Source organism: Clostridium sp. LIBA-8841 (assembly GCF_057782475.1).
In genome coordinates this window covers 729,977-744,360 of the sequence record NZ_CM173488.1, presented here as the reverse complement: position 1 = coordinate 744,360, position 14,384 = coordinate 729,977, and the positions used below count along the sequence as shown (strand labels likewise).

At 25.1% G+C, this 14,384-nt stretch carries 12 protein-coding genes; all 12 read right to left on the bottom strand.

The window, feature by feature from the left end:
- Nucleotides 1-9 precede the first annotated feature (9 nt).
- The 12 genes from murJ to AC2A4K_RS03115 all read right to left on the bottom strand — a co-directional run bounded on the left by murJ (nucleotide 10) and on the right by AC2A4K_RS03115 (nucleotide 14,291).
- Nucleotides 10-1,521 (bottom strand): murein biosynthesis integral membrane protein MurJ, encoded by a 1,512-nt coding sequence (murJ, locus tag AC2A4K_RS03170; protein WP_322504418.1) that lies wholly within the window; start codon nucleotides 1,519-1,521, stop codon nucleotides 10-12.
- 11 nt (nucleotides 1,522-1,532) lie between these two features.
- Nucleotides 1,533-2,672 (bottom strand): glycosyltransferase, encoded by a 1,140-nt coding sequence (locus tag AC2A4K_RS03165; RefSeq protein ID WP_322504419.1) that lies wholly within the window; start codon nucleotides 2,670-2,672, stop codon nucleotides 1,533-1,535.
- Nucleotides 2,644-3,894 carry a hypothetical protein gene (locus AC2A4K_RS03160; RefSeq protein ID WP_322504420.1) on the bottom strand — a complete coding sequence of 417 codons (1,251 nt, stop codon included), beginning with the start codon at nucleotides 3,892-3,894 and terminating at the stop codon, nucleotides 2,644-2,646. The genes AC2A4K_RS03165 and AC2A4K_RS03160 overlap by 29 nt, the downstream gene beginning before the upstream one ends.
- Complete coding sequence (locus AC2A4K_RS03155; RefSeq protein ID WP_322504421.1) at nucleotides 3,894-4,817, bottom strand: glycosyltransferase family A protein; 924 nt, start codon at nucleotides 4,815-4,817, stop codon at nucleotides 3,894-3,896. The genes AC2A4K_RS03160 and AC2A4K_RS03155 overlap by 1 nt, the downstream gene beginning before the upstream one ends.
- Nucleotides 4,801-5,643 carry a glycosyltransferase family 2 protein gene (locus AC2A4K_RS03150; RefSeq protein WP_322504422.1) on the bottom strand — a complete coding sequence of 281 codons (843 nt, stop codon included), beginning with the start codon at nucleotides 5,641-5,643 and terminating at the stop codon, nucleotides 4,801-4,803. Before AC2A4K_RS03150 ends, AC2A4K_RS03155 begins: the two co-directional genes overlap by 17 nt.
- Nucleotide 5,644: 1 nt before the next feature.
- The gene (locus AC2A4K_RS03145; RefSeq protein WP_322504423.1) at nucleotides 5,645-6,859 is read right to left on the bottom strand and encodes a glycosyltransferase; all 1,215 of its coding nucleotides are present in this window, start codon (nucleotides 6,857-6,859) and stop codon (nucleotides 5,645-5,647) included.
- A 16-nt stretch (nucleotides 6,860-6,875) separates the two neighbouring features.
- A complete protein-coding gene (locus AC2A4K_RS03140; RefSeq protein ID WP_322504424.1) occupies nucleotides 6,876-7,610 on the bottom strand; it encodes a WecB/TagA/CpsF family glycosyltransferase in 735 nt (244 codons plus the stop codon).
- A 26-nt stretch (nucleotides 7,611-7,636) separates the two neighbouring features.
- Nucleotides 7,637-8,683: a mannose-1-phosphate guanylyltransferase gene (locus tag AC2A4K_RS03135; protein ID WP_322504425.1), complete on the bottom strand. Its 1,047-nt coding sequence runs from the start codon at nucleotides 8,681-8,683 to the stop codon at nucleotides 7,637-7,639.
- Nucleotides 8,684-8,703: 20 nt separating this feature from the next.
- Nucleotides 8,704-9,372, bottom strand: a complete 669-nt coding sequence (locus AC2A4K_RS03130) for a sugar transferase (RefSeq protein ID WP_322504426.1) — start codon at nucleotides 9,370-9,372, stop codon at nucleotides 8,704-8,706.
- Nucleotides 9,373-9,503: 131 nt separating this feature from the next.
- Nucleotides 9,504-10,157, bottom strand: coding sequence for a CpsD/CapB family tyrosine-protein kinase (locus tag AC2A4K_RS03125; protein WP_322504427.1), 654 nt, complete (start codon nucleotides 10,155-10,157; stop codon nucleotides 9,504-9,506).
- Between the two features lie 11 nt (nucleotides 10,158-10,168).
- On the bottom strand, nucleotides 10,169-10,864 hold the full coding sequence (locus AC2A4K_RS03120) for a YveK family protein (RefSeq protein ID WP_322504428.1): 696 nt from the start codon (nucleotides 10,862-10,864) through the stop codon (nucleotides 10,169-10,171).
- A gap of 535 nt (nucleotides 10,865-11,399) precedes the next feature.
- Nucleotides 11,400-14,291, bottom strand: coding sequence for a hypothetical protein (locus AC2A4K_RS03115; protein ID WP_322504429.1), 2,892 nt, complete (start codon nucleotides 14,289-14,291; stop codon nucleotides 11,400-11,402).
- Between the last annotated feature and the right edge of the window lie 93 nt (nucleotides 14,292-14,384).

Sequence of the window (14,384 nt, the reverse complement as noted above, 5' to 3'; positions counted from 1 at the left end):
CATAAATTTTTATTTTTTTCTTATTTTTTCTAAAACAATTTCTTTTATGAAAAATACCTCTTCAACTTTTAATATATATACTAAAATTAAATATGTTAAAATAGCTATTGGACATAAAATAAATAAATTACTTATACCACATTCTAAAAGAATTATTAATTCTATAACCATTATAGTTGATGAGAATATAACTTTAATTAAATTCTTATAAAACTCCTTATTCATAAACTTACCAATTTTTTTTCTCATATCTTTTAACATAAGTCCAGTTGTTACTATTGCAGAAATAGTTGTACCCAAGGCAAGTCCACCTATTCCTAAAATTCTTATAAGCATAATATTTGAAATTATATTGGTTAAAACTCCTATTATTCCATTTTTCATTGGTATAACAGAATCTTGTAATGAATAAAACGCACGGCTTAGTACATCCCGTAGCCCATAAAATATTGTTCCTATTGAGTAAAACATTAATGCTGTTGCTGTCATATTAACAGAATTTGCATCAAATTCTCCTCTTTCAAAAATCAAAGTTATTATTTCTTTATTTAAAATAACAATAAGAAGTATTGCTGGTAACATAACAATTATTATTATTATTATTGATTTTGAAATCAAACCTTTAAATTTTTCTAAATTATCATTAACATAACTAGCCATTATAGGGAATATTACTGTTACTATAGCAGTTATAAAAACAGTATGTATTATTGAATTCAACCTCTGTGCTAAATTTAATGCTGTTATGCTACCTGTTGGTAGATATGATCCTAACATCTTATCTACTACATCATTAATTTGCGCCACTCCACTTCCTATTATTACTGGAATTAATAATTTTATTATCTTTCCTATATATTCATTTTTAATATTAAAATTAAGCTTAAATTTATATTTATATTTTATTAAATATGGTATCTGTATAGCTATTTGCAATGCATTACCTAAAACAGTTATTATTGTTAGTCCTAGCACACCAAAAGTATTTCCTAATAACAAGTATATTATTATTGGTATATTAATGATAATAGACATGTATGCAGTTGCTCTAAAATCATCTAATGTTTGTAATATAGCATTGAATCCTGCAACAATACCCATAAAGAAAATATTGATTATACTAACTTTGGTTAAGGTTACTGTAAGTAAATATCTTTCTCCCGTAAAATTTGGAGCTATTATTCTCACAATTTCATCTGAAAAAGCAAAAGAAATAACGCCTAAAAAAATAGTTAATGCTGATACTAAAGTCATTATGTTATTAGCAAACTCAAACATTTCATCTTTATTTTTCTTCATTAATATCTCAGAAAATATAGGAATAAAAGTGGTAGTTATTCCAACCCCTACTATTCCAAAGACTATGTTAGGAATAGTAATAGCCATATTATATGCATCGGCTTGATAACTTGTACCATAATTACTAGCCATTAATATATCTCTAAGAAAACCTAAAAGTTTTGAAAACAAACTTAAAGCTGTCAATAATGTTACCGATTTTATAACTTTATTATTTTTCATTTTATTCTCCATTATAGTATATTATATATTTTCTCTAGAGTATTATTTAAATCAAAAATACTACTTCTCTCTTTAGCTAATGCTTCATATTTACTTATTAATCTTCTATTAGTATCTATCTCATTTAATATATTAACTAATTCATTTTCATCATTAACTATCACACCAAATTTTCCATTTTCTAAAATTTCAATTGGTCCCGAACAATTTGTTGATACAACCATCTTCCCCAATATTATTGCCTCAGCAACAACTAACGAGAAGCCTTCATTTCTAGAAGCTGAAACCACAACATCTGAATTTTTAATATATTTATATGGATTATCTTTAAAACCAAGAAATCTAACTTTTTTATTGACTTTTAATTCTTCACATAAGTTTTTTAAGTATTTCTTTTTGCTTCCCTCTCCAATTATGTATAAATAATTATTTTCTTTATTTAAATTACTTTTAGTAAATGCTCTTATTAATACATCTTGTCCTTTTTCTTCTTCTAACCTTCCTATATTAGAAATTTTAAAATCCCCTTCTAAGATAATTTTTTCATTTCCTTTTTTAAAAATCTTATCTTTATCTAGAACATTATATATTACTGTTAATTTATTTTTATCTTTAAAATATCTGTTTTCAAATCCTTTAAGAGCATCCTGTGAAACACATACTATCTTTTCAAAATTTAAATAACATTTTTTTTCTTCATCATATGACTTATAATATTTTGTATACCAATTGTATTTACTTACATCTGTATGCACCCAAGCAATTTTCTTTTTCTCATTATCTCCTATAATGTCAACTATCTTAGTTGATAGTCCCTCCATGAATGCTATATAAGTATCATAATCTTCTCCTATAATTGAAATTATTTTATTTTTTATTGTATTTGTTAATAATGACTTAGAAGCTAATAAGAAAAATATTTTTCGTCTTATTTTATTTATAATTGTTTTACTCTTAGAATATTTTAAATTAAATAAATATTTTAATTTTATATTGCTATTAAGCTCCTCTAAATAAACTCCCTCTTTTGAAAATAAAAATAAAGTCAATTCATATTGGTTAAAGTCAAAATTATTTAGCAAAGTTACTAATGTTTTTTCAGCTCCTCCACCATTTAAATTATCAATCACGAATAATATTTTTTTCTTCATTCTTCTCCCCCAAATAGTTATTTAAATTATTGAATAACATTATTATGAAGCAGTATTGAATCATATAATCTCCCATTACAGATATTCCATTATAAATATTTATTATTCCTGTCAAAGCTATAAAGTATATAAATATTTTGAAATGTTTTTTTAAAAACAACTTTATTGCTGGGTACAGAAATAGAGCATACATTACTATGGTTATTATTATTCCGCACTCATATGAAAATATTAAAAATGGATATTCAAAACTTGAAATACTAGTATTCATTATATTTAATAAATATCCGCTATAATCAACACCTTTTCCTAAAAAAGTTGGTTTAGGCAAATATCCCATTTTTATATAGTCAAAAACTTCATTTCTTCCTGAAGAAAAATCTATATTAACTAATCTTGCTAAAACAATTTCCCTAAATACTTTGCTAAGTGCTACTGATACCACAGTTATTACTAAAAAAGTATTAATACATATTTTACCAATTATACTTTTATATATATTAAAATTTATTATTAATAAAGCTAGTAATATTATTATTCCAGCCTTACTACTAGTAATAATAACTCCTACTATACTAACTATAGATATAATAAACATATTTATTTTTTTATTTAAATATTGATATGCTATAGCATTTAATATATAAAATAATATAATCATTTGAGCAACTCTCAGTGGATGCCCATAAAAAGAATAATATCTATATACTCCACTTTGCATAAGTAAGTCACTATTTAATAAACTTTCAAAGTAATTATGAGATGCTAAAAACTTCTGTACTCCAGAATTAGTTATAAAATCAATGACTCCTAAAAAAACTAGAATTCCAACTAGAATATTAATTAATTTAAGAACTAAAAAATATACCTTCTTAAAATCAAACTTATTTAACTTTATTCCAATTAAAAGTAATGGCAACAATACAAATACTTCTTCATAAAAATATCTATCAATTCCATATCCATTAACCCTAAAATTTATAAAAAACAATATTTGTATAAAAATAAATCCATATAATACTTTTAATTCATACATTTTATATTTTAACTTAAATAAAATTGTAAAAAACAATAGTATGTAAACAACATAGTTTACATATCCAATTAGATTACTATCTATTTTTAAAAAATTACATATAATAAATCTTCTAAAAAAGTCAATTATTATAAAAGAAAATATAAAAATTAATATTATATAACTATGACTTTTTAATCTTTTCATTATTTTCTCCTTAAAAGCTTTTTAACTTTTATTTTATTTGATAAAATTATTCCTTCTTTTAAAGCATTTAATTTAGGAATTCCTTTAAGTTTATATTTTTTAGTTATAGAATTAAATTCATTATTTACATAACCATATCTTAAATAATTTTTTATAATCTCTCTCTTATTATCATTACCTATATTTAAATTCAATAACTCTTCAAAATATAATTTGGTTCCATTCCAATTTTCACTCATTATTTCATCATATTTTTTAGTTAATCCATCATCTAAATACTCACATAATGTAAATATTTCATTTACCCATCTTAACTTATTTTTTTCATTCATTATTCTATTATATACTACAGCTTCTGTAAGAAACTTTTCTCCTTTGAATTCTGGAAACCTATAATTCTTAAGAACTTCGTAATCAAAAATTATAGATTTATCTCCTAAAACTTTATAATTATATGTTAAGCCTAATAACGTATCATCTAAAAAATTATCACACGGTATTTTATCACCAATTATAACATTATTATTTATATATCCCTTTAAGCCTCCAATGCCAATAATGTTATAATTATATTCTTTTTTATTAATATTACTCCATAATGTATTTATTTTTTCCAAACTATTTTTTGATAAAATATCATCAGAATCTACTATAAATACCAATCCCTCTTCAACTTTATCAATTGCTATATTCAAAGCAGTATGTTTACCACCATTTTCTTTTTTTATATATTTTATAGCTATAATACCTTCTGATATATATTTATTTACTACTTCTTCTGTGTTGTCTTTACTACCATCATCAACAATAACCCATTGTATATTACTATATTTTTGTTCACATATACTTTTATAAATATTTTTTAAATACTTTCCCCTATTATAGGTTGCAGTAATTATATTTATTTTATTCTCTTTGTTCATATTCTAAATATCCCTTTACTCTATACTTTATTGATTCCATGTAAAATTTTGACTTTTTAGGTTTTATAATACATCCTACTGCTGGTCTAAATAATCTACTTATGAAAAATATAATTAACTTATAATTCTTTCTATAATATATTTCTTTTTTCATTAAAGCACCTAAACCTAAACTATCTTTATTATTATTTTCAATACTTGGGTTATCATCATTTCGAGCTGGATGAAAAACAACTTTATCAGAAAAATAATCTCCTTTATAATCATAATGAAGCAACTTAAAAATCAAATCACTTTCTTCTCCACTACCAAAGTAAGTCCCAGCACCTAACTTCTCATCAAATTTAATGTGTTCTATATTTTTAAATTTAATAAATATAGATATACTAACACAATTTTTCATTATATTATTAAATGCTAACATTTCATTTAAATCACTTGTTTTGCCAAATTTTGCTCCGGTATTCTTATCAACTACTTTGCAGCAATATATTTCTTTATCATTATTATTAAAGTATTGATCTACATTTAGTAAAGTATCTTCATCATATTCACAATCATCATCTGGAAAAGCTATTATATTCCCAGTTACATATTTTATTCCTATATTTCTATTTAAGGATAAACCTTTTTTCTCACTTCTAATATACTTAATTTTTATTTTATCTTTATATTTTTCATAAATTTCTTCCAATAAATAATGAGTATTTTGATCTACAATTATAAGTTCGTAATTAGAGAATTTCTGTTTTTCTAAAGTATTAATAAATGCTTCAACTTCATGGACTCTTCCTACAGTAGCCATTACTAAAGATATTTTATTCATATTATTCTCCCTTTTTTAGAAATTTTAAAATTTTATTTTTTATAGCTTCAAAAGAATACTCATTTTCAAAAACTATTCTTCCATTTCTAGCCAACTTTTCTCTAATTTTAGGATTATTTATATCTTTTAATGAACTTAAAAATTCTTTAGAAGAATCTGCTATTAATATATTTTTTTTATTTTCTATATTTAACCCTTCAGCTCCTATAGTTGTTGATATTACAGGCATTTTTTTAGCAAAAGCTTCTATTATTTTTACTCTAAGGCCACTTCCAAAAAATATTGGCACTATCATACAATCGCATAAATCAAAATATTGATTTAAATCCTCTACAAAACCTAAAATTTCAATATCTTTTCCATTATCATATTGATTTATTTCATCACTTGCACCTTTTCCTACTATATAAAATTTAAAATTCATTTTTTCTTCTCTTAAAATAGGAATAACATTTTTTAAAAACCATAGCACACCTTCATAATTAGGCATCCAGCTCATTGTTCCTAAAAATAATATGTTTAAACATTCTTTTTTTTCATTCAAATTTTCTTTTATGTAGTCTGTAGAGAAAGCTATCGGTATCACCTTTATTTTATTCATCTTAATTCCGATGTTATCTAACTCTTTTTTATCATTTTCTGATAAAGCTATGATCTTATTAACTTTATCTCCAATATTCTTCTCATAATTTTTAAGCTTTAAATATTCTAATCCAAAAAATATTTTTTTAAATATATTCTTTTCTTCTTTAGCTTTTCTTTTCATTATTAAATACTCGCAGTTATGCTCATCTAATATGTAATCTAAATTTTTTAAATTAAAATTTTTTATATTAATAGAAATTTGTAAATGATCTATATATAATTTCTCATATTTATTTTCTTCTATTTTTTTATGTATTAACTGTGAAAAATTTCCACTAAAAAATTTAAGTACTGTTAACGGTAAACTTGTAAATAAACTTTTTAAAGCTAACTTACACATATATTTTTTATTATCATTAGTTGTTATTTTTGATTTGAAAACATCAATATTTTTTGCTACTTCTTTTAAATTTTCGATATACTTCAATTCATTTTCATTTTCATAATAGCAAATTAAATCTATATCATAACTTTCGGATAGTATTTTCAATGTATTATATGTTTTTATTTTTCCACCATTATTTAATGGATAAGGTAATAATGTACTTATAAATAAAATATTTTTCTTCATTTATATCTCCAAATCTTTAATATTTAATAAAAATTTTAAATATTTTAAAATCATCAATTATATATCTTTTAAACATCCTTTTAGGCTCCTTGCATAATCTATAGAACCATTCAAGCCCCATATTTTGCATAATTTTAGGAGCTCTTTTTACATTTCCAGCTTCAAAATCTATGCTAGCCCCTATTGCTAATGAAATTGGTACATTAAGTTGATTTCTATATTTATACAAAAACTTTTCTTGTTTTGGAGCGCCAAGTCCAACTGCTAATATATCTGGTCTTACATTGTTAATAACTTTAATTATTTTTTTTATTTCATCCTCTTTTTCTTCAAATCCATAGCTTGGTGAATACGTTCCTACTATATTAAGCCCTTTATACTTTTCTTTTAAATTTTCAGCTGCTTTAGCTGCAACGCCTTCTGCCGCGCCTAATAAAAATAAACTATACTCTTTTTCAGCAGCTCTTTCACAAAGTTTTGGAAAAAAATCTGATCCTGAAATTTTCTCCTTTATTGGATTCCCTTTTATTTTTGATATCCATATTAATGGCATTCCATCTGTCAAAATCAAATCTGCATTTCTATATACATCTTGAAAGTCCTTATCGGTCTCTAATTTAACTATATGATCAACATTTGGTGTAACAACATAACTTGGCTTTTTATTTAAAATTAGTTTTTCAGCTCTATCTAGTGCTTCGTCCATAGTTAGATTATCAACTTCTATATTAAGAAAATTCATTCTACTCATATCATCAACACTTTCATCATTATTTTTTATAATACTTCTTTATAATCTCTAAGATTATCCATATAATCTTTTTTTACAATAAATATAGCGTCATCTGTTTCAACTGTCATGATATCTTCCACACCAATCATAACAACTTTCTTTTCTTTATTAATAGCCATATTTGATTTTGACTCTATTACCCTTACATTTTCATTTACTATATTATTATTTAAATCTTTTTTTCTGTACCTTTCTACAGATCTCCAAGTTCCAATATCATCCCATCCTATATCACTTGGAATAACTCTTATCTCATCTGCATTTTCCAAAATTGCATAGTCAACTGAAATTGAATCAGTATTTTTATAGTTATTATTTATAAGTTCTTGAAGATTTTCCTCACTAATCTCTTCAATTCCTTTTAACGCTTCATATGTATTTGGTATATGCTCTTTTACTCTATTAATTATGTTATCAACAGTCCATAGGAACATTCCTCCATTCCAAAGATATGAACCATCTAATAAATATTCCTCAGCTTTTTCTTTATCAGGTTTCTCAACAAATTTTTCAACTTTTATTACTTCACTATTATTCACTAAGTTTTGTTCTTCAGTAAATTTAATATATCCATAACCAGTTTCCGCTCTACTTGGAGTCATTCCTAATGTAAGAATTGCACTTTTATGTTCTTTTAAATATTCTTCTCCATCTAAAAGTATTTCTCTAAACCTACCTTCATTACTTATTAAATGATCTGAAGGTAAAACTACCATTGTTGCATTTTTATAATATCTCTTTATAACTAATGCAGATAAAGCTATACATGGTGCTGTATTTCTTCCTTCAGGTTCCACTATAATATTCTTTTCTGGTAATTCTGGAAGCTGTTCTTTTACTAAATCTATATATCTTTCACCAGTACAAACAAATATTCTTTCTATGGGAATTATAGGTTTCACCCTATCTATAGTCATTTGTATCATGGTTTTATCGCCTATAAGTTTTAAAAATTGTTTTGGTTTTTCCTCTGTTGATAAAGGCCAAAATCTTGTCCCCTTCCCTCCAGCCATTATTAATGCACATAACATATACTTTCATCCCCTTTTATCTAACTTGCACTTTTATCTCCAAAAAGCACAAAAAATGTTTTAAAAATTAACTTTAAATCTAACCATAGATTTCTATCATGAACATACTTAACATCAAGCTTCATCCAATCATTAAAATCTATATCATTTCTCCCCATTACTTGCCAATAACATGTTAAACCAGGTTTAACCTCTAGTCTTTCTCTCATCCATGGTTCAAACTGAGATACTTCCTTTTGAAGGCTTGGTCTAGGACCAACTAAGCTCATTTCTCCCTTTAAAACATTTATGAGTTGAGGTAACTCATCTATACTAGTTTTTCTTATGAATCTTCCAACTTTAGTTATTCTAGGATCATTTTTCATTTTAAACATTGGTCCAGACATTTCATTTCGCTCCATAAGTTTAGCTTTTAATTCTTCTGCATTACTAACCATTGATCTAAACTTATACATATTAAATTCTTCACCATACTGGCCTACCCTTTTTTGAGAAAACCAAACAGTTCCTTTTCTATCCTCAATTTTTATAGCTATTGCTACGATTAAAAATAAAGGACTTAATATTATTAATCCGATTCCTGAACCCAAAATATCAATTAATCTTTTACAGAATAAATAATTCTTTTTTCCATGATCTGATAATTGTTCTTTATCTTCATCTGAAATTTTCTCTAAAGATTCATACATTTAACTCTATCCCCCTAACATATTTTATTTTTAACCTAAACACGTTTTCTTTTGCACATTAATTTTTCATATCATAAATAACAACCTAACACTCCTACTTTAGTGAGTGTTAGACTGCTTATGTTTAAATATTAATCTTTTTTATAATAATGATAGTATTTTCCTCTTTGAGATTCTTCTCCATTAAATACTGTTCCTATTATATTAGCCTTAACTGCTTTTAATCCTTTTACTGCTTCAACAACAGCATCTTTTTTTGTATAACCATACTTTACAACTAATATTGTTCCATCAACCTTTGTTGAAAGTATTTTTGAATCTGTTACAGCATTCACTGGTGGCATATCTAATATTATGTAATCATATTTTTCTTTTAATTGTTCTAATAAATGCTCCATCGCTTTAGAAGCAAGCATCTCAGCTGGATTTGGAGGGATTGTCCCAGATGGTAATACATGAAGTCCTGATTCATGCTTATAAACAACCTTACCAAATTCGGTCATACCAATTAAAAACTCTGATAATCCCACAGAATTACTTATTCCAAACTCTTTATGTACAACAGGTTTTCTTAAATCGCAATCTATAAGTATTACTCTCTTTCCATCTTGAGCAAAAGAAAGAGCTAAGTTAGCACTTGTAGTTGATTTTCCTTCCCCTGGCTCTGAACTAGTCATAACAATTGACTTAACAGGATTATCAAAAGATGAATATTGTATGTTTGTTCTTAAAGTTCTATAACTCTCAGCAGCTACTGACTGAGGATTGCTTTCTAGTATTAACATTCTCTTTCCTCCTAAGCATCAAGATTATTATAATCTGGTATTGTTCCTATTATAGGTAAATCTAAAGTCTTTTCTAACTCTTCCCTTGATTTAAATGTATTATCTAAATATTCAAGTAAAAGTACTACTCCTACCCCAACCATAAGGCCTAAAACAAAAGCAATAAGTATGTTAAGCTTCTTGTTTGGACTAACTGGATGCTCTGGAAGCTGTGGTGCTTGTATTATTTGAATATTTCCATTAGGAATAAGTTTTTTAGATTCAGAAATAAATTCATTAGTTATGGCTTCTGTAATCTTTAAAACATCTTCAGGATTTTCTCCCTTATATGTTAAATCTAAAATTTGTGTATCAGCACTTGGAACAACTTGTAAATTATCAAGTAAGCCTTTAACTTGTTTACTATTAAAGTCTAGTCCTGCATTATCTACAGCCTTAGTAACTAAATCTGAAGTCTTGGCAAGTTCTGCATAAGTCTTCATTAATTGTTGATACATCATTACATCATTACTATTGTATGCATTATTATCTTGTGATTCTTGCTTACCAATAAAAAGCTTAGTTGATGCTTCATATTGTGGTTTTATAACAAAAAAACTTAATATTGCTGAGATTAAGGTTGCTCCAATAGTTATTAAAGCTATTAATCTCCATCTTTTCTTTAAAGCATAAGCAATCTCTTGTAAGCTTATAGTATTCTCTTCCATGAACCCTCCTACTTTATTAAATTGTTTTAAGTTTAATTTTAATATTATTTTTTGTTTTATCAACAAACTATCTCACCTAAATATAATATAACAAAATAAAAAATTCATAAAGTGGCTACTAATTCTTGCATTTCTAATTTTTTTCATTTTTTATATTTTTAAAAACTTTTTTTAAAATTAAAATCTATAAAAAACAAAAAAGTATTCCTTTTTATTGAAACTTATTATAATATTAAAATATTTATTAAAATATTTATCAATATTTTTTAATTAATTTTCTATATACTATATTTCTACTATGATTTTTAACTTTTTTATACTTTTTTTAAACATTATTCACTTTAAGAAAACAATTTCATAACCATAAACAATATGACTTTTTTCTACAAAATATTTTTTTGTTAACTTTTTGTTAATTTGTTATCAACACCTTTTTTATCTCAACAAAAGGTATTTATTTACTTATAAAGCAAATAAATACCTTTAGATTACCATTTGTTAATATTTTCTAAATTGGTAATATTTTTAAACTTCATCAAATTTTTATCTCTCCTTTAATCTCCCTAAAAATTTTATTATTAATTAAAATATCCTTCATAAAAGAAAGAACCTTATCTTCATTTAATACTTCATAATCAACATAAAAATTTTCATTTATAATATTCTCTATGCTTTTTCTTCTACTAATAAAGCTCTCTTCTATACTATTAACTCCCTTCTCCCATTTCTCTAAATTATCATCTACTATAAGCCTTTTAACTCCTTCTAGAATCTTCCCAGAAAGACTTTCCATAATAGACATAACTGCTTCCTCAAATTCCTCATTATTAATTTTTTCTTTCACTAATTCAGGATTTAATAAGTATGAAAGTAACTTCTCTTTTATAGTACATTCAAGGATATATTCTGGGCATAAATTCCCTTCAGATCTTCCTTTATAGTTATAAGCTATTTTACTATTAAAACTTTCTAGCTCCTGCCAATTTGATGAGTTAATACGCTTTATAAAGTCCTCTCTAAAAGTTTTATTTAAGTATAATCCCAAGTAAACTAGTTTTTCATATTTATAAGAAGGCTTACTACACTTAAATTCACAAGAAAACTTGCTACTACACCCAATACTCGCTTCTTTTTCTTCCTCAAACTCCCTCATTAATTCCTCAAGATTTCTAACTGTTTCATAAACATTGATTTTATTTTCCTCAAAGGATTTTTTTAAGCTTAAGAATACACTATTTAAATTGGAATCTTCCCTCTCTGCCCCTAGGCTAATTAAATCCTCTATATTCTTTTTATCTTCAGAAGCTCTCTTCTCATCCTTATAAGCAAACTCTCTATTTAAAATAATCTTGTCTAAACTATTTAGTAAAACCACTTTATTAATTAACTTATTCTTATATAATTCTTCTCTTCCCCTAACAAAACTATCGCCAACTCCACTTTCTTTTCCTAGAGAGTTCAAAAGATAATCTAGCTTTCTTATTGCAGCATTCACTCTATAATAATTACTAAAATCATAACCGCTATATTTCTTATCTTCTTTTTCCTCTTTATCTTCTCTACATTTTATATATTCTCTATACTTTCTATATTCTCTATTTTCAAAATAACCTTTTGAGCTTTCATCTTCGATAAAACAAAGCCTACTCTTATTTAAATATCCATTTATTATTAAGTATTTCAATATTTCTTCATTATATATACTATTTTCATTTTCTTCTAAAACCCAAAGTATTCTATGGGAGTTAACCATGTTTTTTCTTACCTCATTAGAAATACTCTTTTCATTATTTAATCCATCTTCATAATAAGATAATATAGTATCCTCAAAGTTTTCTTCCTCATTGACCCATAAAGGCTTGAAGTTTCCCTTTATTCTTATTCCATTAATTAATGGTTTCAATGTTATTTCTCTTAAGTTCTCACCCTCACTTGAAAAGCCCTCCAAAATTCTAAAAAACTTTTCTCTCAAATGCTTATCTGGCTTTTTATTAATTAATTCTAAATCACTAAGATTCTTCTCTAACTTTCCCTTTAAATCTTTTTCATCTTTTCTATAAGATAAACTAAAATAAACAGATGCCATAGAAGATATGTTCTTTAAATCATTTAAACTTAAGTTATTCTTTTCAACATATGATAATTCATGTTCATTAAATGATCTATCTTCATCAAATAACTGATCTTCATCACATAATTTATCTTCATCACATAATCCAGCTCCATCATATAATTCATTCTTATGACATAACCTATCTTTATTAGAAAAATTAACTTCTTTCCCAGATTCTCTATCTAAAATTTTAAGAGTCCAATTTATACCCTTTCCAAGATTCTTAGCTTCTTCAATAAACTTCTTTAATATATTAACTCTCTTATGTTCTACTTCTTTAAGGATATCTTCAATTAAGATATTAAACCTTTTAGAAAACTCTTTATCCTCTTTAGTTAAAAATTTATAGTAAGCTTCCTTTATTAATTCATCCTTATTATCCCCATAAATAAAATTTGCCTTCTTATTAATATTACAAAATCCTATCCATGAATCCTTAGCTAAGCTTTTAATTTTTTCTGTTATTTTACTATATAGTGAATGAGTTTCTTCCTTAATATATGCAAAATCACTTCCTGATTTAAAATCATAAAATAATAGATTAAAACTATTTTCTCCATGTCTTCCTTCAGTTAAATTTCTGAATATGCTTAACTTGCTTTCTTCATTTGTCTCATCATTGGAGTAAAGGCCATGTTTGTTATTTAACTTTTCACTTAAAAGCAAAGCTTCTATTGAATAATATAGATTCTTTTTAAGTTCATATACTAAGGCTTCTTTTGATAAAAATGTACATACGAATTCAAGCTCATTTGATTTATTACAAACATGTGCTTCAAAACTTCCTTCCATATTAATTCTTCTATTCACTTCTAAAAAATTTGTTTTTACTGATCCTATGTATTGAGACAATATTCTTTTTATAGATTTATTTCCTCTTCCTATTAATTGAATCTTCTTCTCCTTATACTCTGATGTTTTATTTAATAATAAATTTTTGTCATCTTCTCCTCTACTTTTTAAAGGAATATACTTTTCTAATATATCTCCTTTAAAATCATCATATAATCCATTTTTAAAAATAGTATTATCAAAAATAATATCAACAGCCTTTTTACTATACATTGTCTTACATTTTAAATACCCATTAAAATCACCATAACACTCCTTGTTATTTATAATACTTTTAATTTCATCAACTATCTCTTTGGCCTTATGATAATCTTTTCCTACATCAGCACCTAAACTCTTAGTAATGGACTTTACATTGCTCTTACTATCCACCAGTAATGGATGCTTGAAATTAACAGTAAAAACTCCTCTATTTTTAGGTTCTAATAAAGAAACACTTCTTTCCTTTTCTAATCTACTCATAAATTCACCTATTCCCTCAAATTAAACTTAAATTTCAAAATAATATTTAACATAGTTTATTTTTCTTTAACTTAAGGCTCTGTTTTAGAGAAT

What these genes read in the sequence shown, in the direction of transcription:
- AC2A4K_RS03115 (WP_322504429.1), bottom strand. Translation starts at nt 14,291, where the DNA reads ATGAGTAGATTAGAAAAGGAAAGAAGTGTTTCTTTATTAGAACCTAAA.
- AC2A4K_RS03140 (WP_322504424.1), bottom strand. Translation starts at nt 7,610, where the DNA reads ATGAGTAGAATGAATTTTCTTAATATAGAAGTTGATAATCTAACTATG.
- AC2A4K_RS03125 (WP_322504427.1), bottom strand. Translation starts at nt 10,157, where the DNA reads ATGTTAATACTAGAAAGCAATCCTCAGTCAGTAGCTGCTGAGAGTTAT.
- murJ (WP_322504418.1), bottom strand. Translation starts at nt 1,521, where the DNA reads ATGAAAAATAATAAAGTTATAAAATCGGTAACATTATTGACAGCTTTA.
- AC2A4K_RS03165 (WP_322504419.1), bottom strand. Translation starts at nt 2,672, where the DNA reads ATGAAGAAAAAAATATTATTCGTGATTGATAATTTAAATGGTGGAGGA.
- AC2A4K_RS03135 (WP_322504425.1), bottom strand. Translation starts at nt 8,683, where the DNA reads ATGTTATGTGCATTAATAATGGCTGGAGGGAAGGGGACAAGATTTTGG.
- AC2A4K_RS03155 (WP_322504421.1), bottom strand. Translation starts at nt 4,817, where the DNA reads ATGAACAAAGAGAATAAAATAAATATAATTACTGCAACCTATAATAGG.
- AC2A4K_RS03160 (WP_322504420.1), bottom strand. Translation starts at nt 3,894, where the DNA reads ATGAAAAGATTAAAAAGTCATAGTTATATAATATTAATTTTTATATTT.
- AC2A4K_RS03130 (WP_322504426.1), bottom strand. Translation starts at nt 9,372, where the DNA reads ATGTATGAATCTTTAGAGAAAATTTCAGATGAAGATAAAGAACAATTA.
- AC2A4K_RS03145 (WP_322504423.1), bottom strand. Translation starts at nt 6,859, where the DNA reads ATGAAGAAAAATATTTTATTTATAAGTACATTATTACCTTATCCATTA.
- AC2A4K_RS03120 (WP_322504428.1), bottom strand. Translation starts at nt 10,864, where the DNA reads ATGGAAGAGAATACTATAAGCTTACAAGAGATTGCTTATGCTTTAAAG.
- AC2A4K_RS03150 (WP_322504422.1), bottom strand. Translation starts at nt 5,643, where the DNA reads ATGAATAAAATATCTTTAGTAATGGCTACTGTAGGAAGAGTCCATGAA.